Source organism: Yersinia alsatica (assembly GCF_025133195.1).
Taxonomy (GTDB): domain Bacteria; phylum Pseudomonadota; class Gammaproteobacteria; order Enterobacterales; family Enterobacteriaceae; genus Yersinia; species Yersinia alsatica.
On the sequence record NZ_CP104006.1, the window covers coordinates 2,633,925 to 2,656,296 of the forward strand.

The window sequence follows — 22,372 nt, forward strand, 5'->3', positions numbered from 1 at the left end:
CTGCTTATATTTTCTACCCAACGAGCCGCATTCCTTTTGTCCCACCGTCAATAATACTTCCACGATCCGCTGCTATCACAAAATCAGCCCACGCTAACATCATTGGCCGCCGTTGCTCTAGCAAATCAGTACGATGATAGGCCGCTTCGACTTTATTTTGCACTGTGTGGGCCAATGCTCGTTCAGCCAAATCTCGGGGATAACCCTGTTCACTACACCAATCGCGAAAGCTTGAGCGGAAGCCGTGGGCGGTCGCTACCCGTCCGGATGTATTGCTGGGGGCTTCGACGCGGCGCAAGAACGAAGTTAACACCATGTCAGACAGCAATGCTTGCTTCCTTGGGGAAGGGAAAACAAGATCATCATGTAATCCTTCTAAACCTCTCAGGATCTCAATGGTTCGAGGTGTTAACGGGACCCGATGCATAATCTTGGCTTTCATCCGCTCTGCGGGGATCGTCCAGGTAGCAGAATCGAAATCAATCTCAGACCATCTCATACCTCTAACTTCGCCAGAGCGGCAGGCTGTTAGGATAACCATTTCCAGCAGTGAACGGGTTACATCAAAACGCTTAGCATTTCTGACATGTGTATTTATAAATGCAGGAATATCTCGCCAGGGCATGGCAGGCTGATGCTCGGTGCGGGTGAGTTTACTGGGTTGCTGAGGCAGTAGATGAACAACGACATCAACCGGATTAGCAGTACAGTGACCATGAGCCCATCCCCAAGCCATCACTGCATGTAACCTTTGCTTAACCCGGCTGGCTGTTTCCGGTATCGAAAGCCAGATAGGACTCAATACTTCAGCTATATGGGCAGGGGAAATAGTATTGATCGTCGCAGTACCTATGAGTGGGAATGCATATTGCTCTAATGTTGCAATCCATTGTTTTCCGTGTTTATCATTTTTCCATCCCGGCAATAAGTCAGTATGAATCCGCCGGGCGGCATTTTCGAAAGTTGGCACTGCGATTTTTTCGGAGTTAACTCTCTTTTGTTCAAGTGGATCAATCCCCTGGGCAATTTGCTGTCGCATGGCATGTGCTTGTTTTACTACATCAGCGATGCTGATTTCTGGATAGGTACCCAAGCCAGCATTACGACGTTTCTTTGTTACTGGGCTTATGAAGCGTAAGACCCATTTTCCATGACCTTTGCTGGAGGAAGGATGCAGTGTCAGACCGGTAATACCACCATGAGGAAAGGGAGTGTCATCTGGTTTGATCTGGCGAGCTTTGGTATCGGTGAGAGTAGCCATCAGTGAATCTCTTAAAATTCCAGTATGCCATTGAGTATGCCATTAATGATTAGGTAGGGTTGTTTTCATTTGTACTGGATTGAGGTGGTTTTTATATAACCTTTTGTTTTATAGTTTAAAATTGAAATGTATTGTTCCGCATTAGAAATATTTTTAGCGGACTCCTCCTCCGCCATCATTTCTCTTTATCTTCTCAGTTTTGTTCGTTTTTCACTCCAATCTAATCTCTTACTTTGTTGTTCTGTATGCCATTTCCCCTTTTACTGCCGTTAGACAACGTGGGCTGAAATTTCCAACCAAGAACACGGTCAAACTGTAGCTGCGATTACTGCGAATAATGTTCTAATCCAATAATGATTTTATATTTAACCACGTTATTTTTTCTTTAAATTAAAAACAGCGCCTATACACATTTTAAATAAAGAATTTACTAAATAATTCTATATCAGTGGCATAGCTTTATTAATTATTTATTTGAAGATTTAATCTGTTTTTTTAATGCTAAAACATCTCTAAATAGGATGTTTTCTGGGGTTATCTTGCTGGGGTGGGATTATTCCTACAATAATTTAGCGAAATTTCCTATATTTTTAATGAGGTTAAAAACACATTGAAAATAATCTTCCCACAGGCATAATGCGCCAAATTATTTTGATTATATTATTTATCTGCCCCAGCCGGGCGAATAAGGATATGCCCTGTGCTGCGTTCCAATTATTCTATATTACTTGGCAGTATATTGCTGACAGCAATAGTTATTTCACCTATTAGTCAAGGTGTTGAATTAATACCGGTCGATCAAACTATTCATCAACAAGAACGTCAGCGCGCCCTGGAAGAACGTTTGGCCCCTGCAACACCTGACGTGCGCTTATCTGCACCTCCTGCTTCCTTTGGTCACCTTACTTTCCCGATAGAAAAGCCCTGTTTTGTCATTGATCGTATAAAAATCAGTGGCGCAGAACCATTACCGCGCTGGTTGCCACTACAACGCATTGCCGATCAGGCGCAAGGTCAGTGCTTAGGAGCGAAAGGCATTAACCTGCTGATGAGCCAAATACAAAACCGCCTGGTGGATCATGGCTATGTCACCACCCGCGTGCTGGCTCCCCAGCAGGATTTGAACAGCGGCACCCTGGCGTTACAAGTGGTGCCCGGCAAAATACGGCGTGTTGAGCTGACACCCGACAGTGACCGCTATGTCACGCTATTCAGCGCTTTCCCCGCTCGTCCCGGTCACTTATTGGATTTGCGCGATATTGAACAAGGGCTCGAGAATTTGCAGCGCCTCCCCACGGTACAGGCCAGCATGGAGTTGATCCCCGGTGATGCCCCCGGCGAGACTGATATCGCGCTGAGCTGGCAACAAAGCAAAATGTGGCGATTGGCGGCCTCTCTGGATGACTCAGGCACCCGCAGCACCGGCCGTTATCAAGGTGGCGCAACCCTGTTTCTGGATAATCCGCTCTCCCTGAGTGACCAGTTTTATGTCTCTGCTGGTGGCTCATTGAAAAGTCGCGGCGAGAAAGGCACCAATAACCTGACCGGCCATTATTCGCTGCCGTTCGGTTACTGGACCGCAGGGATTACCGCCAGCAGTTATGACTATCATCAAACCGTGGCAGGTCTGAATGGCGATTACGGCTATCGGGGCGAAAGTGAGAATGTTTCACTGCAACTCAGCCGCCTGCTGCATCGCAATGCCAGCCAAAAAACCACTGTTACTTACGATGTGCTGACTCGCTCCTCGAAAAACTACATCAATGATACTGAAGTGGAAGTGCAGCGCCGCCGCACCTCGGCCTGGCGTGTCGGGCTACAGCATCGGCACTTTATCTCGCAAGCCACACTGGACGCCGGTATCAGCTATCAGCGCGGCACTCGCTGGTTTGGCGCGGTACCTGCGCAGGAAGAGTATTTCGGCGAAGCCACTGCGTTAAGCAAAATTCTGCGCATGAATGCGCAATTGGATATTCCTTTTGCCATTCAAAAACAAAACTTCCATTACAACCTGCAGTACCAACGCCAGACCACCAATACACCGCTGACACCACAGGATCAGTTCAGTATCGGCGGGCGCTGGTCAGTGCGCGGGTTTGACGGCGAACGCACGCTTAATGCCGATCGTGGTTGGACGGTGCGCAATGATCTCGGCTGGTATACGCCCCTGCCGGGGCATGAGCTGTATGTCGGTGTTGATTATGGCGAAGTGGGTGGCCGCAGTGACCCCTATCTTCTGGGCCACCATCTGGCGGGCAGTGTCGTCGGGGTGCGTGGCCGCGTGCTTAATACCCAATATGACCTGTTTGCTGGCAAACCCTTGTCGAAACCCGATGGCTTCAAAACCGACTCGGTGACGGTGGGCTTTAACCTGAACTGGCAATACTAATGCGCCTGATTAATAACGACTCTTTGAGAATGAACCATGAATAAGAACCTGTACCGTATCGTATTTAACCAGGCGCGTGGCATGTTGATGGTGGTGGCTGATATTGCCGCCTCCGGTCGGGCTACCTCTTCTGCGTCATCAGGTGTTGGGCAGACTCAGAGCCGTCGTATCAGTGCATTATCTCCACTCAGTTTCAGCCTATTACTGGCGCTGGGCTGTGTTTCATTAGCCGCTCAGGCCAATATTGTCGCCGATGGCAGTGCGCCGGGTAATCAGCAGCCGACCATTATTAACAGTGCCAACGGCACACCACAGGTCAATATCCAGACCCCGAGTAGCGGTGGGGTATCGCGCAACGTTTATAGCCAGTTTGATGTCGATAATCGCGGGGTGATCCTCAATAACGGCCACGGTCCCAACCAAACCCAGATTGCTGGTGTGGTGGATGGCAACCCCTGGCTGGCACGGGGCGAAGCTAGTATTATCCTCAACGAAGTCAACAGCCGCGACCCGAGCAAGCTCAATGGCTATATCGAAGTGGCCGGGCGCAAGGCACAGGTGGTGATTGCCAACCCGGCAGGCATTACCTGCGAGGGCTGCGGCTTTATCAACGCCAACCGCGCGACATTAACCACCGGTCAGGCGCAACTCAATAACGGCCAACTGACGGGCTACGATGTCGAACGGGGCGAAATTGTTATTCAGGGCAATGGTCTGGACAGCAGCCGTCAGGATCATACCGATCTGATCGCCCGTTCCGTCAAAGTCAATGCGGGCATTTGGGCCAATGAGCTGAATGTCACCACCGGGCGCAATCAGGTGGATGCCGCGCATCAGGCCATTAATGCCAAAGCCAGCGATGGCAGCCCGCGCCCTACCGTGGCAGTGGATGTCGCCAGTTTAGGCGGCATGTATGCCGGTAAAATTCGTCTAATTGGCACTGAAAGCGGTGTCGGTGTGCGCAATGCCGGAGAGATAGGGGCTGCTGCGGGCGATATCACGATAACCGCCGACGGCATGCTAATGAACAGCGGCCAAATCAACAGCGCACAGCACTTAGTGGTGAATACCGCCGCTGGTATAGAGAACACCGGGGTGCTCTACGCCAGCGCCAATACCCAGCTCACCACCGCCGGTAAACTGACTAACAGTGGCACCATTGCCGCGGCGGGTGACACTTCGTTGCGTGCGGCTGAGGTTAACAGCAGCCGAAATTCTGTGTTGGGTGCGGGCGTAAAATCCGACAACAGCAGCATTACTAGTGGCACACTGAAAGTAGAAGCCAGCGGCAAGTTAGTCGCCCAAGGGAAAAATATTAGCGGCACGGCGCAGAGCTTCAATGCGCGCAGTATTGATTTAAGCGGCAGTCAGACACAAAGCCGTGATGTGGCCCTCACAGCACAAAGCGGGGACATCAATCTCACCGGGGCTGAGGTGCTTGCCAGCCACAGCCTGTCGGCATCAACGACTTCGGTGTTATATACCGATAATGCCCGCCTGATTGCAGATAAAATAACCTTTAACGCACAAACCCTCTCTAATGTGGGCGGCGTGATTGCGCAAACCGGCACCACAGATTTCAACCTCAATCTGCCGGGTTATATTGATAACCGTGATGGCACTCTGCTGTCTATCGGCACACTCTCGCTACAAGCCGAAGGTTTACACAGCAACGGCAACAGCCTGCTGGGCGCGGGCATACAGAGTGATGGCCGCCTGACAGAATCCGGTAATTTGCTGGTCAATACTCGTCAGGAATTAATCGCCCAAGGACAAACCCTCGCCGCCGATACCATGATATTAACCGGCAGCCGGATTGATCTGAGTGACAGTTACACCCAAGCTCGTGAGATGAATATCACTGCCACTCAGGGAGATATCAGCACGCAGCGTGCCAATATACTCGCCCTTGGCGCACTGACCCTTAACGCCAGTGCCAATGCCGGGCAAACCCTCAATAACCAGAGTGGCGCGCTGGCGGCAAACACGGTTTCTTTGAATCTGGGCCAATTGGACAATAATGCTGGCAAGATCACAGCCAGCGAAGATCTGGCGATTAGCTTACAGCGTGATTTCACCCATCTGGCGGGTTCTACCCTTCAGGCTGGGCGTGATTTCACCTTGACCACCGCAGGCGATTTGACCAATAACGGGCAAATGCTCGCGGGCGGCAAACTCAGCACCGACTCAAACAGCTTACTGAATACCGCCGATATCATTGCGGCACAAACCAGCCTCACCACCGTTGGCGCATTGATAAATAGCGGCGATATCTTGACCCGCGGCCTGCTCAATACCGACGTTAACACCCTGTTCAATACGGGCACCATTATTAGTGCACAGGCCACACTCAAAGCACGCGAGCGCATCACTAACTCCGGCCCGAACGCCCTGATCGGTGCCACGGATGAAAACGGTACTTTAGCCTTACTGGCTCCGGTGATTGAAAACAGTGATACCGTCACTGACACCGATACCGCGCCGACCACCACGATTTTAGGGATGGGCACGATTATTCTGGCCGGTGGGCAAGACAGCGGCGGGAATTATCTGCGGGCGGCTCAGGTACTCAACCTGTCCGGCTTGATTGAATCCGGCCAGGATATGCTGATTTACGCCACAACGCTGACCAATAGCCGCCATATTCTCACCGCCAATAGCGACTTTGTGGTGGCCGACACGGTGAATGGGTCAGCTTACTGGACAGTGGAAAACCCCGATATACCGGGTGGGCGCTATAGCGAGCCGCCTCATGAGGGGGCAGATAACAGCGATTATATTGGCACCGATTATACGTCGACTATCGCCTATAACAGCATCGATAACATCAGCCCGGAGGCGCAACTGCTGGCGGGGGGCAACCTGACCCCGCAAGTGGGCACGCTGGAGAATTTCTGGAGTAAAATCAGTGCTCAGGGTGAGATTAACCTCACCGGCGTCACCCTGCAACAGGATGGCTGGGGAAGTGCACAACGCCTGATGGAGCAGACCACCTCCTCCGGTCAGTGGAATTACCGTAACTATAAAGGCGGGTTATGGCACAGAGATTGGGGCCCCGAGGTGAGCGCGCGCGCGACTCACCAATATGCCTCCAGCCTCACCGCACAAACCGTCAGCGGCAGTGGCACCACGATCAACAATGGGGCTAATCCCGGTGCTATTGCGCCACCCAATGGAAACAACAATTCCGGGAAAGACCTTGCCATCGAGTTTAACGGCATTTCCCTGACACCGCCTAATGGCGGGCTGTATCAGTTCAGTACTGACTACACCGTTAACAGCCAGTACCTGATAGAAACGAATCCGGCCTTTGCCAACCTGAATAACTGGCGTGGCTCGGACTACGTGCTGCAGCAACTGAATAACGACCCGAATGTGATATTCAAACGGCTGGGCGATAATGCCTATGAGCAGCGTTTGGTGCGCGACCAGGTGCTGGCGTTGACCGGTCAGGCGGTGGCCAGTGATTATCGTAGCGCGCAGGAGCAGTTCGAGCAGTTATTTGCGGCGGGCCTGGAGTACAGCAAAGCCTTTAATATTACCCTCGGCACTCACCTCAGTGCAGAACAGATGGCGGCATTAACCACCAATATTGTGCTGATGGAAAGCCGTGAAGTCGCCGGGCAAACCGTGCTGGTACCGGTGGTCTATCTGGCGGGTGTTAAACCGGGCGACTTACAGGCCAACGGCGCATTAATTGCCGCCGAGAATATCACCTTAACCGAGGTTCAGGGTTTCACTAATCAGGGAGCGATGAAAGCCGGCAATAACCTGAGCATCAGCATGGCGCAGGACATCAACCTGAATAACCGCGGCGGCTTACTGCAGGCGGGCGGCAACATGTTACTCAGTACACTGAACAGTGATATTGACCTGACGGGCAGCCGATTAAATGCCACCAACCTGCAACTGGACAGCGGCCGCGATATCATTCTGCGCACCGACAGTGCGCAGCTCAGCAGCGATAATGGGGCCGTCCAGCGCAGCCAAACCGTGCTGGGGCCGCTAGCCAGCATCAATGTCAGCAATAACGCGGTTATCAATACTGAACGTGACTTTATCATGCAAGGCGCTGGCCTCAATGTCGGTCAGGATTTACAGGTCAATACTGGCGGCGACTGGTTGCTCAATACGGTGCAAACCCGCGACCAGATCAGTGCGCAGTATGGCAGTGGCAGTTCGACCAGTGAGCATATTCGCCATCTGGGCAGTGAAGTGAATGTCGGAGGCGCACTGACCGCTAACGTCAACAATCTGACCGCCATCGGCGCTAATATTAATGCCAATACTATTGATGTACAGGCGCAGAATATTAACCTCAGTGCCGCCACCGACAGCCTGCATGTCACCGGTGAATCGTCGAGCAAACGCAGTCGCAGCTCGGTGGATCTCTATGATGAAACCCTGCTTGGCAGCCAGTTGAACGCCACCGGCGATATCAACCTGAACACCGCGCACGACATCAATATCAGCGCCAGCGCGATACAAACCGACGGTGCGCTGAAGCTGGCGGCGGGCGGCGATATCACCCTCACCACCCAGACTGAGCAGCATGACGAGCAGCGCAACCATACCGGCACTAAAAAAGGGCTGGCCTCCAGTACCACCACCCGCACCGAAGACAGTATTAGCCAGACGTTGGCGGTGGGTTCGATGCTGTCAGCTGGCTCTATGGATATCAGTGGTAAAAATATCGCCGTCATCGGCAGCAATGTGGTGGCCGACAACGACATTAGCTTGCGCGCGCAAGAGAACATTATCGTCGGCACCGCGCAGCAGAGTGAAAGTGAGTCTCACCTGTATGAGCAGAAAAAATCTGGCCTAATGAGCACTGGCGGTATTGGGGTCACCGTTGGCAGCAACAGCACCAAAATGACCGATACCGGTCAATCGATTTCCAACGTCGGCAGCACGGTGGGCAGTGTACTGGGCAATGTCAGCATGACCGCCGGTGAAAACCTGATGGTGCAAGGCTCCGACGTGTTAGCCGGTAAAGACATCAGTCTGACCGGGAAAAACGTTGCCATTGTGGCGGCTGAAAACCAAAGCAGCCAGACCCATACCGTCGAACAAAAATCCAGCGGCCTGACACTGGCGCTATCCGGCGCAGTCGGCAGCGCCCTCAATACCGCGGTCACCACCGCCAAAGCTGCCAGCGACGAAAGCAATGGCCGACTGGCGGCATTGCAAGGCGTGAAGGCTGCGCTCAGTGGTGCTCAGGCGGTACAGGCTGGGCAACTGGTGCAGGCGCAGGGGGGCGATACCGCCAGCATGTTCGGCATCAGCGCCTCATTAGGCTCACAAAAATCGGCCTCGCAACAGCATCAGGAACAGACCAGCGTGACCGGTTCGACCCTGACGGCAGGTAACAATCTAACCATCAATGCGACCGGTGATGGGAACCCAGCGAACAGCGGCGATATCGTGGTGCAGGGCAGCCAGCTCAAAGCCGGTGGCGATACGACGTTGGATGCTGCGCGCGACATATTGCTGCTGGGTGCCGCTAACACACAAAAAACCGACGGCAGTAACAGCAGCAGTGGCGGCAGTGTGGGTGTCAGTCTGGGGTTCGGTAGCTCTGGCGGTGGCCTGAGCATCTTTGCCAACGCCAACAAGGGTCAGGGCAATGAGCACGGCGACGGCACGACTTGGACGGAAACCCAGGTCGACAGTGGCGGCACGCTGTCGCTACACAGTGGCCGTGATACCGCGTTAATCGGTGCTCAGGCGAGTGGTGAAACCGTCAAGGTGGATGTCGGCCGCGACCTGCTGCTGCAAAGCCAGCAAGACAGCGACAATTATGATGCGAAGCAAACCAGTACCAGCGGCGGTATCAGCATGGCAGTGGTCGGCGGCGGCGGTTCAGCCAACCTGAGCATGAGTCAGGACAAGCTGCACAGCAATTATGATTCGGTGCAGGAGCAGACCGGTATCTTTGCGGGCAAAGGCGGTTTTGATATCACCGTTGGTGAACATACGCAGCTTGATGGCGCGGTGATTGCCAGCACCGCCGACAAGAGCAAAAACAGTCTGGATACCGGCACACTGGGCTTCAGTGATATTGAGAACAAGGCCGATTTCAAGGCCGAACATCAGGGCGGCAGCCTGAGCTCCGGTGGCCCGGTCGGGTCTGACCTGCTGAGTAATCTGGGTGGCGTGGTGCTGTCGGGTCTGAGTAATGATGGTCATGCCGAGGGCACCACTCAGTCGGCAATCGCGGATGGTACTATCACCATCCGAGACCAGGATAAACAGCAGCAGAATGTTGAAGACCTAAGCCGCGACACCGACAATGCCAACGGCAGCATCGGCCCGATATTTGATAAAGAGAAAGAGCAAAACCGCCTGCGAGAAGCCCAGCTGATTGGCGAGATTGGCGGTCAGGCGATGGATATTGCGCGCACGCAGGGCAAGATTATTGCGACCAATGCGGCTAACGAGAAGATGAAGGATGTCCGGCCTGAAGATATTACGGCAGCCAAAGAACAGTGGGAAAAAGCCAATCCGGGCAAAGTAGCTACCGCTGAAGATATCAATAACCAGATATACCAAACTGCTTACAATCAGGCGTTTAACGAGTCAGGTCTGGGAACAGGCGGCTCGGTACAGCGTGCGATGCAGGCGGCCACTGCAGCAATACAGGGACTGGCGGGTGGCAATATGGCACAGGCACTGAGCGGCGCCTCGGCACCGTATCTGGCGGAAGTGATAAAGGCCGGTACAGGGGATAATCAGGTAGCCAATGCCATGGCGCACGCGGTATTGGGTGCGGTAACAGCGTATGCCAGTGGTAACAATGCACTGGCGGGTGCAGCGGGTGCGGCGACGGCAGAACTGATGGCACCGATTATCATCGCGGCAATGGGCTGGGACAAAAACAATCTCTCGGAAGACCAGAAACAGACGGTCAGTGCACTGGCAACACTGGCAGCAGGGCTGGCGGGTGGCTTGACCGGTGACAGCACCGCTGATACGGTTGCAGGTGCGCAGGCCGGGAAGAATGCGGTTGAGAATAACTCCCTGAGTGGAGATCAAGCCCGCGAGTCTGTTGAGCAGGTTACGAGTAACCTGAAAGATCAGGTAAGAGACAAACTGGGTGAAGGGACACTCTCCGCTATCGTTAACAGTATAATCAATGCGACAGCTGACACAGGTGATGCGATATTAGGTGGCGTGGATTACGGCGCTGATGCGGCTATGGCGCTCACTTCATGCGCAATGGGAGACAGTTACTGCACTCAGGCATTAAACGATCTGGCGGGTAAAAATCAGGCTGCGGCAGATACGCTGAAAGCCCTAATGAAGAGTGAAACCTGGTCAGCGGTTGCAGGACAGGTGAAAGAAGCGGCTCAAGGTAACCAGCTTGCTCTTGAAGCCACAGGTGGAATGCTGGCGGGTCTTTTCCTACCGGGTAAAAAATTGCCTGATATTGGAGCCATAGTAATACCTGGAGGAAAAACAGTTGGTCAGTTTGAAAAGGGAATATCGGGTTTACCTCCTGGCGAACGAGTTGCACAAATTAAAGAAACAGCAGTAAAAGTTGTTTTAGAAAATGGAATGGTTAAGGATAACAAGCTTACTAAATTGAATAACAGAGATGTGTATCGAGGAGCTGACGGTAACTTGTACGCGTTGGATACGCAACATGGTCGTTTTGAAGTAGTAGATCCCCAGAATGGTAAGCATCTGGGAGAGGTTAATTTTGGAATGGCCCAAACAAAGCCAGCAGATAAATCAGGTAAACATGACCTGAAGGTGAAATAAAATGCAGGAAATTGTGAAGTTAACTGACTTTGAAGAGCAAGCTCTGTGCCATGGAAATATATTGCGACTGCCAGCACAGTGGCCCTATGAAGAGTATGTCGATTTTATGGTCTTCGATACTCAAGACGATGAGCGGCCAAATGGATTAATCGTATCATCGGGCTATAAAGCTGGTCTGATACTTGTTCTGTTACCCCTAGAAAGCAGTTTACCAGAGGTTAGAGGACTTAGTACTCAATGGGTCATAGCTAATTGGGAAAAGTGGATTTATCCAGAATGTGAAGTAAATAATGTTTATGTTATTGAAAGATATATAGCAAAAGCTATTTTATAAATATAAATCCTCCCACTTCTCACCGCTGCAACCGGAGCACACCGGGCGCAGTGGTGACTCCCAGTTGTCCCGCTCCTCCCGCTTCGCAGAGTGGAGATGATTCGGCTAATAGTGCGGTGAACTCACATTGATGTAGAAAACTGGCTTTACCTAACAATGAAAATGTTTTTATCTTTTTGATTTAATATGTATTTTTAATAAAAAAAGAGACCCAACAGTAACCTGCTTAACTGTCTGAGTCTTTTGGCTGCCCAAGTGCTCCATAACAGGTCTGCCAAGGGTATCAGATATAATTGTTCAATCTTTTATCGAGAATAGTGCTTTTATGATGAAAAGAATATTTTTAGCCTCCACCTTAATAACTGCATTTTTATTAAGTGGGTGTGCCTCTGAGTCCTCGCGGTCGTTAGAAGTGGCGAAAGTCGCCTCTTATGGCACGCAATATAACGGCCCACGCAGCCCTATTTCTGTGGGTAAATTTGACAACCGTTCAAGCTATATGAGCGGGATATTCTCCGATGGTGTTGATCGTTTGGGGAACCAGTCAAAAACCATTCTGGTGACGCACTTACAACAAACTGGCCGCTTTAACGTATTAGAGCGTACCAATATGGAAGAGCTGAAAACCGAAGCGGCTATTTCAGGGCAAAGCCAGCAATTGAAAGGCGCGACTTACGTCGTGACCGGTGATGTGACCGAGTTTGGTCGCAAAGAGACTGGTGATCGTCAGTTATTTGGCATTTTGGGTCGGGGTAAATCTCAGATTGCCTACGCTAAAGTGAATCTGAATATCGTCAATGTGAAAACCTCTGAAGTGGTGTTCTCTTCACAAGGTGCAGGCGAGTATGAACTGTCTAACCGCGAAGTGATCGGTTTTGGCGGAACAGCAAGTTACGACTCAACTTTGAATGGCAAGGTGCTGGACTTAGCTATCCGTGAAGCTGTCAACAATCTGGTTGCTGGCATTGAATCGGGCGCATGGCAACCGGCGAAATAGACGTTAATGGCAAAATAATTCCTAATAATGAGTATGGATACCACAATATGAAATTAGTGAGAAAGCTCTCTTTGGTGCTAGCTGCCGCAGTATTGGCGGGCTGTGCCACAGCACCGAAACCTATTTACAACTGGGATAACTACCAAACGACGATTTATGATTACTATAAATCGGATGCCAGCCCTGAACAGCAAATTGCTGCTTTAAAAGAGAATATTGAAAAGTCACGCGCGAAAAATATGCCAGTTCCTCCGGGCTTACATGCTCATTTGGGCATGCTGTATGGTAATACCGGGCATACCGATTTGGCGATGGCTGAATTCAATACCGAGAAAACGGCATTCCCTGAGTCTGCTCCGTTTATGGATTTCTTGATGAGCAAGGATAAAGGGGCATTTAAATGAAATCTATTTTCGCAATCTGTGCTGTTATGATGGCGCTACTGTTGACTGGCTGTGCCAAGCCAGTACAGCAGCAGGACTATTCTGCATTTAAGCAAAGCAAACCAAAGAGTATTTTGGTCTTGCTGCCGCAGAACCAATCACCAGAAGTGGCTGCCAGCCATGGTATGTTGTCTCAGGTCACTTACCCGTTAGCTGAAGCGGGCTATTACGTGCTGCCCGTTGCTGTCGTGGAAGAGACATTTAAGCAAAATGGCATGACAAATGCGGGCGACATCCATGCTGCCAGCCCAGCCAAACTGCATAAAATCTTCGGCGCAGATGCAGTGCTGTACATCACTGTGGTGCAATACGGTACCTCTTATCAGATTATCACCAGTGATACTCGTGTCACAGCGAATGCCAAACTGGTTGATTTGAGAACCGGAAAATTGTTGTGGAGCGGCAGTGCTACTGCGTCCAGTAATGAAGGCGATAACTCTTCTGGTGGTGTCATCGACATGTTGGTGCAAGCGGCGGTCACACAAATCAGCAATACACTGACTGATCATAGTCATGATATTGCTGGAATTACCAGCACCCGAATGCTGACGGCAGGAACGCCTAACGGCATTCTGTACGGGCCGCGTTCACCCAATTACGGTAAAGATGCTAAGTAACTCTCTTTAGTGCCCATGCCCCCTGATATTACAGGGGGCATTTGTTCCCCGCCGTGACTAAAAATGCCTTTGGATGAAGCAATATATCCCTTAGGGATAGATAAAATGCTCAGTTAGTGATGTCTGTTTCCCCACTCTCGAAATCAGCCCTTTGCCAGTAATGTGGTGGTCGACGCGTCTGGTGGGGTAATGGGTAAGTATATTGCCCAACAGATGTACCTGGGTATCAAACGTGAAGACCTAACTGAAGATCAGCGATAAACTTAGGGCTAATATTTTTTGTTGTAGTAAAATTAACTTATGGAAAAGGATTTGCTATGTTTTTAATGAAATTAATTAAGCTTAATACAGTATTTATTTTGAGTTGTGCCATTTCAGGATGTGCAGTTAATATGACCAAATCGTTGGAGGATTACACTGGAAGTGATTCGGCAAGAATAAGAGTCAAAAACTATCTTCCACCACTGACATTAGAAATTTATGAAAAATCAGGTCAATGTTTTAAACTGGTAAGTACAAAATCTTTGACCGCAGGTATTAATCTTGTTGGCATAAAATCGACGTACAATAAGAAAATAACAGGAATGCGTCCTCCTTCTTCGGAAATGAATGGAATGGATTCGTTGGAGTATAGAATTAAATCTAATCAGCATATAAGAATAACATATAAGGAAGAAACATTTAGGTCGCAGTATAACCAAATAATCGCAACGCGTTGGATAGGTTTTGTTCCTGAAACAGGGCATGACTATGATATTTATGCAGTGAATTCTGGTGTTAAAATTGTTGATTTAAATCATACTGATGGTATTCCAAGGTATTGGGGAAAAGAGGATAAGGAGTGTAAATATGAAGATGGATTCTTTGGAAAGAAAAACTACTGAAAAATTAATATAGTTGCAAATATGACTATAGAATTTAATCTTCTGTTAGTTTAACGTTGATAATGATTCGCTGAGTAGTAATGAAATTCTCGAATCAATTAAATTGATTACCAGAAAATGAAAGACTGGATTTGGGATAGACTGCAGCTACTACTTTGAGTGCAGTGGAAACCTCCAGTTTTTCTGCATCCGTAATGCGAGGCTCAGTGTGCGGGTCACCTTTAATTACCAGTGACTTGTTACCCCATATCCAAAACTCGAAAATTACAACACCAAGATAATTAGTTTTGTTATAGACCTTGTCTACCGCTTCCGACTCCAATTAACTCAGACCTTAGCCTGATACCCATCAGTTAATGAAGTAAAAAATCAAGACTAGGTATTGATAGCGGGAGTATCATATTTAGTGCCAGTGGCACTTTATAAATACGTTGCTCCCCAGTCTCTTAAAAATAATCAAAAGGATGTTCGTTTATAAAGACGGTATTGCGGTTGCCAGAAATTCTTAATGATAGTTTCTCTCAGCATATCATCTGGGATCTCGTTTGCTACGCTGGCTAACTGAGCTTCTTTCGCGACGCTATAAGCAATGGCCTGTGTGACTTGTTGAATATCTTTAATATCCGGTAGCAGTGGGCCATTGCCATCACGAGCTTGGGGCGAGAAATCGGCCAGCGTCCGACTGGCGGCCATTAACATACTATCCGTGACACGTCGTGCCTGGCTGGCAATAACACCCAGCCCTATGCCGGGGAAAATATAAACATTATTACATTGGGCAATAGGGTAGGCCTTATCCTTATAAACAATGGGCTCGAAGGGGCTGCCAGTGGCGATAATGGCATGACTCTCAGTCCAGCGCAGAATATCCTCCGGGCGAGCTTCCATGCGCGAGGTTGGGTTGGATAACGGCATAACAATGGGCTTTTGACAGTGGCAATACATTGTCCTGATCACTTCTTCACTGAATAACCCCGGTTGACCCGTGACCCCAATCAGCACTGTCGGCTTGACGTTCTGGATCACTTCTATAAGTGAGAATGTTTCACCTTGGCAATTCCAGCCTGTCAAACTTGAGCGTGGTTGCGCCAGATGCTGCTGGAAAGCCGCAAGATTAGTTTGGTCATCGGTTAACAGACCAAACCGGTCAACCATATAGATATTGGCGCGCGCTAGGGCGTCGGTTAAGCCTTCGGATACCATCTGTGCCACGATATGCTCAGCAATACCGCACCCCGCAGAACCAGCACCAAGGAATACCACGCGCTGATCCCGTAGCTGATTATTTGCGGCGCGACTGGCGGCCATTAAGGTACCCAACGTGACGGCGGCTGTACCCTGAATATCATCGTTAAAGCAACAGAGCTGATCGCGATAGCGGTTTAGCAGTGGAATAGCCGTATGCTGGGCAAAATCTTCAAACTGTAATAATACATGGGGCCAGCGGCGTTTGACTGCGCTGATAAACATATCAACAAACTCAAAATACTCATCGCCGCTAATCCGTGGATGACGCCAACCCATATAGAGTGGGTCATTAAGCAGCTGAGAATTGTTCGTTCCCACATCAAGTAAAATAGGCAGTGTTTGAGTTGGGCTGATACCACCGCACAAGGTATATAAGGAGAGTTTGCCTATTGGAATCCCCATACCGCCAATACCTTGGTCTCCAAGACCGAGAATGCGCTCACCATCAGTTACCACAATCACTTTAATATTCTGCTTAGTCGCATTATGCAAAATATCATCAACCATATGTCTGTCAGGCCAAGAGATAAACAGCCCCCGAGCCCGGCGATAAATATCAGAAAAGTGCTCACAAGCATGGCCGACAACCGGGGTATAAATGATCGGCATCATCTCTGAAATATGCTTGCCGACCATATGGTAAAACAGTGTCTCGTTAGTATCTTGGATATTGCGCAGGTAAATATGGCGAGCAATATCGGACTTGATGTCGAGAAACTGTTGATAGGCCCGCTGCGACTGCTCTTCAATAGTTTCTACCGCCGCGGGCAGCAGCCCGCGTAAATTAAAAGTTTCCCGCTCATGACTGGTAAATCCACTCCCCTTATTTAACAGGGGAGTGTCCATCAATAACGTGCCCGTATAGGGAATATACAGTGATTCTTGGCTATCTTCATGAAACATATTAAATATCCAAATACTCAACGATGATGAAATGTTCTGAATTTAAAACAGCAGGTAATTAGCTATCATCATGGTGACGATGCCACCGATAGCCGGAATTAGCGTTCGTCTTACAATCATAAACGGAGAGCATTCACCGGCCTTACTGACGGCGATGATGATACCGGCTACCGGAGAAATAGAGCGGCCCATCCCGGCCATTAACTGCATCGGTAGAATCATGGTAACTGCTTCTTGGCCGAATTTACTGGCGATAGAGGGTGCCATACCTGAGAAGGAGAAAAAGGCAGCGACACCAGAACCAGTTAATACTGCAGTTACACCGACCAGCAGCGTCATTAGAATTGTCATGCTGGCAAAGCCAAAGCCGGCGTTTTGGACTGACTCCAGCAAATAGTCTATCGCCCCAATTTTCTGCATCCCTTGGGCATAAATATCAGCACAAACCAGTAAAGAAACGATGCTGGTAAACATGCTCCCCATACCTTTGAAGAAAACTTGAATGCCTTTACAACAGCCACGGAAATCACGTTTCACCAACAGGTCACAAACAAATGCCGTCAACGTACCGATAATCATGGCGGTGACCACATCTATTTTTATGGTATCAATAAATAACGGGCTGAATATCAGAACCAGAGCAACCGGGAAGATAGGTAATAATGCGTAGAAGGTAGGAACACGTGCTTCTTCGGTGTTTTCGGCGCTGTTAATATCTTGAACGACAACAGAATGACCATCTTTTTTATCGTAATATTTGGCGGTAAAGAAGACTAACACCGACACCACTAACATCACGGCAACAGCAATCGGCATCTGATAATGGACAAAATAGATTGCGGTTTCCATGCCTGCGTGTTTTGCCGCGAGGTTAGCTGTCCCCACCGCAGGACCAAGATCCATAAAGGCACAAAGGCCAATCATTGAGGCTGCTGCGGCTTTACTCACACCTAAGCGCACCAGTACCGGGAAGAAAGTCACCAACAACAGCATGGCTAACCCGGCAGCACTGGAAATTGCCACGTGCAATAACTGTGCGCAAATATAGCCAATTGCCAGAATAAGGTAGGGGGCTTTAATCAGTTGTAGAGGGCGAATACAGGCATTAACCATGGCATTTGATGCTTTGATATGGTCCATATAGCTGGCAAAACCGCCGGCAGCCATAATGATCAAACCGATGCCGGCAACCTGAGTAGAGAGTGAGTTTTTTGCAAAGGCAAAAATATCAATCCAAACTGAACCGGTCGATTTCGCTTTATCGTATAAAATATCGTGTTCTGGGTAAAAAATAGCAGTGATAGTCAGTAATGAAATACCGGCTAACAACAGCACGGTTTGCGGTTGGTAATTCTTAATGATTAACCATGCAGCAATGATAGTAATCACTATTGCGATTATAAATGCAATCATGAGATGAGCCCTTTTTATTTGTTTTCCCGAGTGAAAAACCACAGTTAAATAAATCTTTTCAGATATATCTCAGGCGTGAACGGTTAATCTGTGTGCCTGTTTGCAATGTATCCATAGTAGAAGTAAGAAATCATTGGCAGAATGAGAAAATAGTTTTCTCACAGTAATTTGTGCGCGACGTCTCATTCCTTGAAATTCTTTGTTACATCAATAAATGATTTCATTTTACCTATACTTTGCGTGATCATTAACAAGATATTTTTTCCGAGAATATATTTATATGTTAGCTAGTCAATTTGAAGGTCAAGAGGCAATAATGAATGAAAATTAATAATTTGTTGACACTTGAGAAATATATTTCACAAACTATCCAATTAAATTCATTGACAGAATCAGAATGTCGCCTTGATGCATATATTCAAGGGCATTTTAACGAACTGCCATTTCATGGCATTGTCGATCTCGCACGTAATGCCATGGTGAGTAAAGCAACCGTTGGGCGTTTTTTAAATAAATTAGGGTTTACCGGTTATTCGGCTTTCAGACGTGAACTGGAGGAAGCGCTGTCACAGCAAAAACTGGTACCGCCATTTGAGCTGGTATCACGGGCTCATGAGAAAGCCAAGGTCACCACCGCAGAGATAGTCTCTGAATTTAATAAGAATGTGACCATGCTGTTTGAGAGCTTCAAAGATAATATCGATATCGAGAGTCTGGATGAGTTTATCAGTCTTATTTTGGATACTGACAGACATCTCTATGTTATTGGGCCTTCTTCGTCTCATGCTATGGCTAAGCATTTCACCACTCTGGTTAAATACTTTAGGGACAAAGTGACGCTGCTCTCGGTGGATGTCGGTGATTTACCTAAAGATTTGCTTAATTTATCCAGTAAAGATGTTCTGATCACCTTTTCTTATTACCGGTTTAACCGAGTCGTGATTCGAGTAACAGAGTGGTTTCGCAAGAAGGATGCGGTAGTGGTGTTGATAACCAATTCTGAATCCAATCCTTATGGCAAATTCTGTAATCTACAGTTTGTGTTGCCAAGCGACGTACAGTCAGTTTTTAAAAGCAGAATTATCAGTTTCTTTTTTGTCGAACTCGTCCTGCATCTGGCCTATGAAAAAGGGGAAGGAGAGGGGAACTTTGAGCAGTTGGAAGAGCTATTTGTCTTTTTCGAACTCTTTTCTCCACTCCCTAAATAGGTGAGTAAAGATTCCCCCAAGAGCCATGCTTAGGGGAGTCTTTACTCTATCAACCGACCAAATTCTTTTCAGTGGCATCAAAGAATGCCAATGTTTCCTCAATCAATTCATCATTACAGCCAAGATAGGATGAGGGATCACAGGCGGTAATAATCTCTTCTTCTGTTAAGAATTCACGAATCTGAGCATTATTGAGCGCCAACTGCTGTAAATCTTGGGTACCATCAGCCTCTTTTAATAGATTTTTCATGATGTTGTAGCCCTGATCCCGGCCAATTTTGTCAGCCAATCTCATTGATACCGACTCCGACATAATGAAATATTTCGATATGTTGAAGTTGTCCGCCATGCGCTGTTTGTCAATCACCAAATGGCTGATAAGGCGGCAAGCACGATCAAGGCTGGTGGAGAGGCTTAACGCCGATTCAGGTAGCAGGGTCCAGTTTAATACGCGCATCGACGCGGCCCGCACATCCTGCTGATCCAGCAAATTGGTGGCACCAGAGGCATACATCCAGCCCATGCGAGACAGTGTTTGGATCATATTGCTGGCGCGAGGGTTGGTTTTGTGCGGCATAGTACTGGAGCCGCCGCCGCCTTCACCCTCTCTGACTTCTCCAAAGGATGGCCTTCCCATGGTTTCGACATCATTGGCAATCCGACACAGGGTACCGTGTACCAGAGCAAAAAACTGGACCACCTGCACCACGTTATCCTGACTGGCATTCATCATTCCTATAGGTGAAGATAAACCTAATAATTTCATTAAGTTATTTCGGGTCGCTATGCCGTCATGTCCCACGGAGGCGAGATTGCCCACCGCCCCGCCAAATAAACCGGTAATGGCAGTTGGGTAGAGATTATCAAGACGATGAATATGGCGGGTTAACTCACTCAGGTAACTACTGACCTGTAATCCCCAGGTGGTTGCTGAGGCATCTACAGAATTGGTTCTGGCCACCATCACGGTCGCTTTATGTTCCTGCGCCATAGTTTTTAAGCATTCGCCCAGTTCAATAAGCTGGCGGCGCAGCAACAGCAATGTCTGCTTCATTCTCATCGCTAGTGCGGAATCCAATAAATCCTGAGTCGTACAGCCCCAATGCAGATATTTTTTCACCAGCGGTGTACCGACATCCGTTATTTGGTCAACCAGCGGTTTTATCGCCATGCCAACGGAACGTGTCTCTGCGGCCAGTCGCGGCCAATCAACATTTAACGATTGGCAAGTAGCGACAATTTCTTCAGCGGCCTGTGCTGGAATTATATCTAATTCAGCCTGCACGCGGGCTACCGCCATTTCAAACTCCAGCCAGCAGCGAATTAAGTTTTCATCAGACCAAACCTGTTTCATTTCAGGGTGAGTGAACAAGGATGAATACAGTTCTGAATCAAATACTGAACTATGACTACCCCGCATTATTGACTCCAAAATAAGTAGATGAACGATATCAGTGAGTTGTTTCTATTTATATCCAATTGATGACCGAAAGTCTGGTCTAAATTTCTGATCATAAAAATGAGAATATGAATTTCCCCCCTACTCACCCCGTTTTATTCCTAAAAACGTGACAAACTTAACACAAAATACTTATTACCACCTTTTTATGGCGTACTGCGGGAGAAATATTACTTAACTTTTATTTATCACTTATTAAATTGAACTGGGAAATAGTGATTTAAATCCTGTTTGAATAATTTTTTGAGCGGATTATCACGTTTTAAAGTGAGAAATAAATATTCCCATACCTCACATTATTTTTTTGATCTTAATAATATTCACGATAAAAATGTTTTTTATCTTCTTATCAGTTGAGAGCTTCTGACTGGGGTGCTTTATTCGCTTTTAATTATAGGTAAATTATGAAAATTAAAATAATGCCGATTATTCTTTTAACCTGTATGAGTTCATCAGCCTTTGCGATTAATGTTTACAAGGATAAAGGAACGACGCTAGATATTTATGGACGCCTGGAGTATCAATTTGCTCATGGTGATTCTTCATTTGCCGGGGACGATGTACGGAATCAACTAGGCGGGCGTTTAGGTATCTATGTAACCCGCGACCTTTCACTGCTTGAAGATACTAAAATTATCGGCCGCCTGGAGTGGCAGTTACGTACCGAGAAAAACGACAATAAAACCAAAGATAGAGATCTGGATGCACGTTATGCCTGGCTCGGTTTATCTCATGCGCGCTACGGTGAATTAATTGGTGGCCGTACTCAGAACCCGCTATATCAGGTGATGAGAATGACTGATAAATATAAAAACTTTACACCAAATGTATATAACTACGGTATTAGCACCATTGATACGTCCTACCAATATAACCGTCAGGACGGTACTCTCCAATGGAATGGTCAATTTGATGGGCACCAGATTCAAGCGGCTTATGTTGCCGGTAATGCTAACAGCGACAATGAAGGGCTCGATAACGGCATGATGATTAGTTATCGAAAAATGATTAAATTTGGTGACTTGAAAATAACGCCAGCCATTGCTGCCAGTGAGTTTAACCGTAAAGATAACCCGCAGAAAAAGACTACTGATGGTCGCAAGAAACACCAGCAGATAATGGGTGGATTGCAGCTTGATTATAATGCTATGTCTCTGGCGATCACCGCAGGAAAGATCTCTATCGAGCGCGATAATAAATCTGATAATGATTATTTCAGCTTCGACTCAGTGGCCTCGTATCAGTTTAAAAATATTAAAATTCTAGGTGGATATAGCTTCCTGGATGAGGATGGTAAAGACATATATGAGAAAGAGGGCTGGAGAGCAGAAGCTCAGTTAACTGTGGCGAAGAATGCTTATCTCTCGTTGACCTATGACAAAGTGCTGGCGAATAACAATCTCAAAATAAACGATGATGCCATTATTCTCGGATTACGTTACGACTTCTAAG

At 48.1% G+C, this 22,372-nt stretch carries 13 protein-coding genes; 9 read left to right on the forward strand and 4 right to left on the reverse strand.

Going from position 1 to position 22,372, the window contains the following annotated elements; genetic code table 11:
• Positions 1 to 13: 13 nt before the first annotated feature.
• Positions 14 to 1,261, reverse strand: coding sequence for a tyrosine-type recombinase/integrase (locus tag N0H69_RS11610; RefSeq protein WP_145581875.1), 1,248 nt, complete (start codon positions 1,259 to 1,261; stop codon positions 14 to 16).
• A gap of 700 nt (positions 1,262 to 1,961) precedes the next feature.
• Here N0H69_RS11610 and N0H69_RS11615 point away from each other — a divergent pair.
• The 7 genes from N0H69_RS11615 to N0H69_RS11645 all read left to right on the forward strand — a co-directional run bounded on the left by N0H69_RS11615 (position 1,962) and on the right by N0H69_RS11645 (position 14,689).
• Complete coding sequence (locus tag N0H69_RS11615; protein ID WP_050151070.1) at positions 1,962 to 3,650, forward strand: ShlB/FhaC/HecB family hemolysin secretion/activation protein; 1,689 nt, start codon at positions 1,962 to 1,964, stop codon at positions 3,648 to 3,650.
• A gap of 36 nt (positions 3,651 to 3,686) precedes the next feature.
• Positions 3,687 to 11,414, forward strand: coding sequence for a hemagglutinin repeat-containing protein (locus tag N0H69_RS11620; RefSeq protein ID WP_172665422.1), 7,728 nt, complete (start codon positions 3,687 to 3,689; stop codon positions 11,412 to 11,414).
• A gap of 1 nt (position 11,415) precedes the next feature.
• Positions 11,416 to 11,748, forward strand: a complete 333-nt coding sequence (gene imm45, locus N0H69_RS11625) for an Imm45 family immunity protein (RefSeq protein WP_235895913.1) — start codon at positions 11,416 to 11,418, stop codon at positions 11,746 to 11,748.
• A gap of 325 nt (positions 11,749 to 12,073) precedes the next feature.
• Entirely contained in the window at positions 12,074 to 12,745 is a 672-nt protein-coding gene (locus tag N0H69_RS11630; protein WP_050109012.1) for a CsgG/HfaB family protein, read from the forward strand.
• 47 nt (positions 12,746 to 12,792) lie between these two features.
• Positions 12,793 to 13,149: a DUF4810 domain-containing protein gene (locus tag N0H69_RS11635; RefSeq protein WP_050109013.1), complete on the forward strand. Its 357-nt coding sequence runs from the start codon at positions 12,793 to 12,795 to the stop codon at positions 13,147 to 13,149.
• Positions 13,146 to 13,805, forward strand: a complete 660-nt coding sequence (locus N0H69_RS11640; RefSeq protein ID WP_050151071.1) for a DUF799 domain-containing protein — start codon at positions 13,146 to 13,148, stop codon at positions 13,803 to 13,805. Before N0H69_RS11635 ends, N0H69_RS11640 begins: the two co-directional genes overlap by 4 nt.
• A 317-nt stretch (positions 13,806 to 14,122) precedes the next feature.
• The gene (locus N0H69_RS11645) at positions 14,123 to 14,689 is read left to right on the forward strand and encodes a hypothetical protein (protein ID WP_050135523.1); all 567 of its coding nucleotides are present in this window, start codon (positions 14,123 to 14,125) and stop codon (positions 14,687 to 14,689) included.
• A 456-nt stretch (positions 14,690 to 15,145) separates the two neighbouring features.
• Here N0H69_RS11645 and N0H69_RS11650 read toward each other — a convergent pair whose 3' ends face one another.
• Positions 15,146 to 16,840, reverse strand: a complete 1,695-nt coding sequence (locus tag N0H69_RS11650; RefSeq protein ID WP_050151073.1) for an NAD-dependent malic enzyme — start codon at positions 16,838 to 16,840, stop codon at positions 15,146 to 15,148.
• Positions 16,841 to 16,882: 42 nt separating this feature from the next.
• On the reverse strand, positions 16,883 to 18,253 hold the full coding sequence (dcuC, locus tag N0H69_RS11655; RefSeq protein ID WP_050121037.1) for a C4-dicarboxylate transporter DcuC: 1,371 nt from the start codon (positions 18,251 to 18,253) through the stop codon (positions 16,883 to 16,885).
• Between the two features lie 320 nt (positions 18,254 to 18,573).
• Here dcuC and N0H69_RS11660 point away from each other — a divergent pair, with 320 nt between their 5' ends.
• Positions 18,574 to 19,461, forward strand: coding sequence for a MurR/RpiR family transcriptional regulator (locus N0H69_RS11660; RefSeq protein WP_050109018.1), 888 nt, complete (start codon positions 18,574 to 18,576; stop codon positions 19,459 to 19,461).
• A gap of 49 nt (positions 19,462 to 19,510) precedes the next feature.
• Here the strand turns inward: N0H69_RS11660 and N0H69_RS11665 are convergent, their stop codons facing one another.
• A complete protein-coding gene (locus N0H69_RS11665; RefSeq protein WP_050121038.1) occupies positions 19,511 to 20,881 on the reverse strand; it encodes a class-II fumarase/aspartase family protein in 1,371 nt (456 codons plus the stop codon).
• Positions 20,882 to 21,324: 443 nt separating this feature from the next.
• Between N0H69_RS11665 and N0H69_RS11670 the strand changes: the two genes are divergently transcribed.
• Positions 21,325 to 22,371, forward strand: a complete 1,047-nt coding sequence (locus N0H69_RS11670; protein WP_050121039.1) for a porin — start codon at positions 21,325 to 21,327, stop codon at positions 22,369 to 22,371.
• Position 22,372: the final 1 nt, after the last annotated feature.

Coding starts and splice junctions, on each gene's coding strand:
- N0H69_RS11610 (WP_145581875.1), bottom strand. CDS start 1,261: ATGGCTACTCTCACCGATACCAAAGCTCGCCAGATCAAACCAGATGAC.
- N0H69_RS11620 (WP_172665422.1), top strand. CDS start 3,687: ATGAATAAGAACCTGTACCGTATCGTATTTAACCAGGCGCGTGGCATG.
- imm45 (WP_235895913.1), top strand. CDS start 11,416: ATGCAGGAAATTGTGAAGTTAACTGACTTTGAAGAGCAAGCTCTGTGC.
- N0H69_RS11630 (WP_050109012.1), top strand. CDS start 12,074: ATGATGAAAAGAATATTTTTAGCCTCCACCTTAATAACTGCATTTTTA.
- N0H69_RS11635 (WP_050109013.1), top strand. CDS start 12,793: ATGAAATTAGTGAGAAAGCTCTCTTTGGTGCTAGCTGCCGCAGTATTG.
- N0H69_RS11640 (WP_050151071.1), top strand. CDS start 13,146: ATGAAATCTATTTTCGCAATCTGTGCTGTTATGATGGCGCTACTGTTG.
- N0H69_RS11645 (WP_050135523.1), top strand. CDS start 14,123: ATGTTTTTAATGAAATTAATTAAGCTTAATACAGTATTTATTTTGAGT.
- N0H69_RS11650 (WP_050151073.1), bottom strand. CDS start 16,840: ATGTTTCATGAAGATAGCCAAGAATCACTGTATATTCCCTATACGGGC.
- dcuC (WP_050121037.1), bottom strand. CDS start 18,253: ATGATTGCATTTATAATCGCAATAGTGATTACTATCATTGCTGCATGG.
- N0H69_RS11660 (WP_050109018.1), top strand. CDS start 18,574: ATGAAAATTAATAATTTGTTGACACTTGAGAAATATATTTCACAAACT.
- N0H69_RS11665 (WP_050121038.1), bottom strand. CDS start 20,881: ATGCGGGGTAGTCATAGTTCAGTATTTGATTCAGAACTGTATTCATCC.
- N0H69_RS11670 (WP_050121039.1), top strand. CDS start 21,325: ATGAAAATTAAAATAATGCCGATTATTCTTTTAACCTGTATGAGTTCA.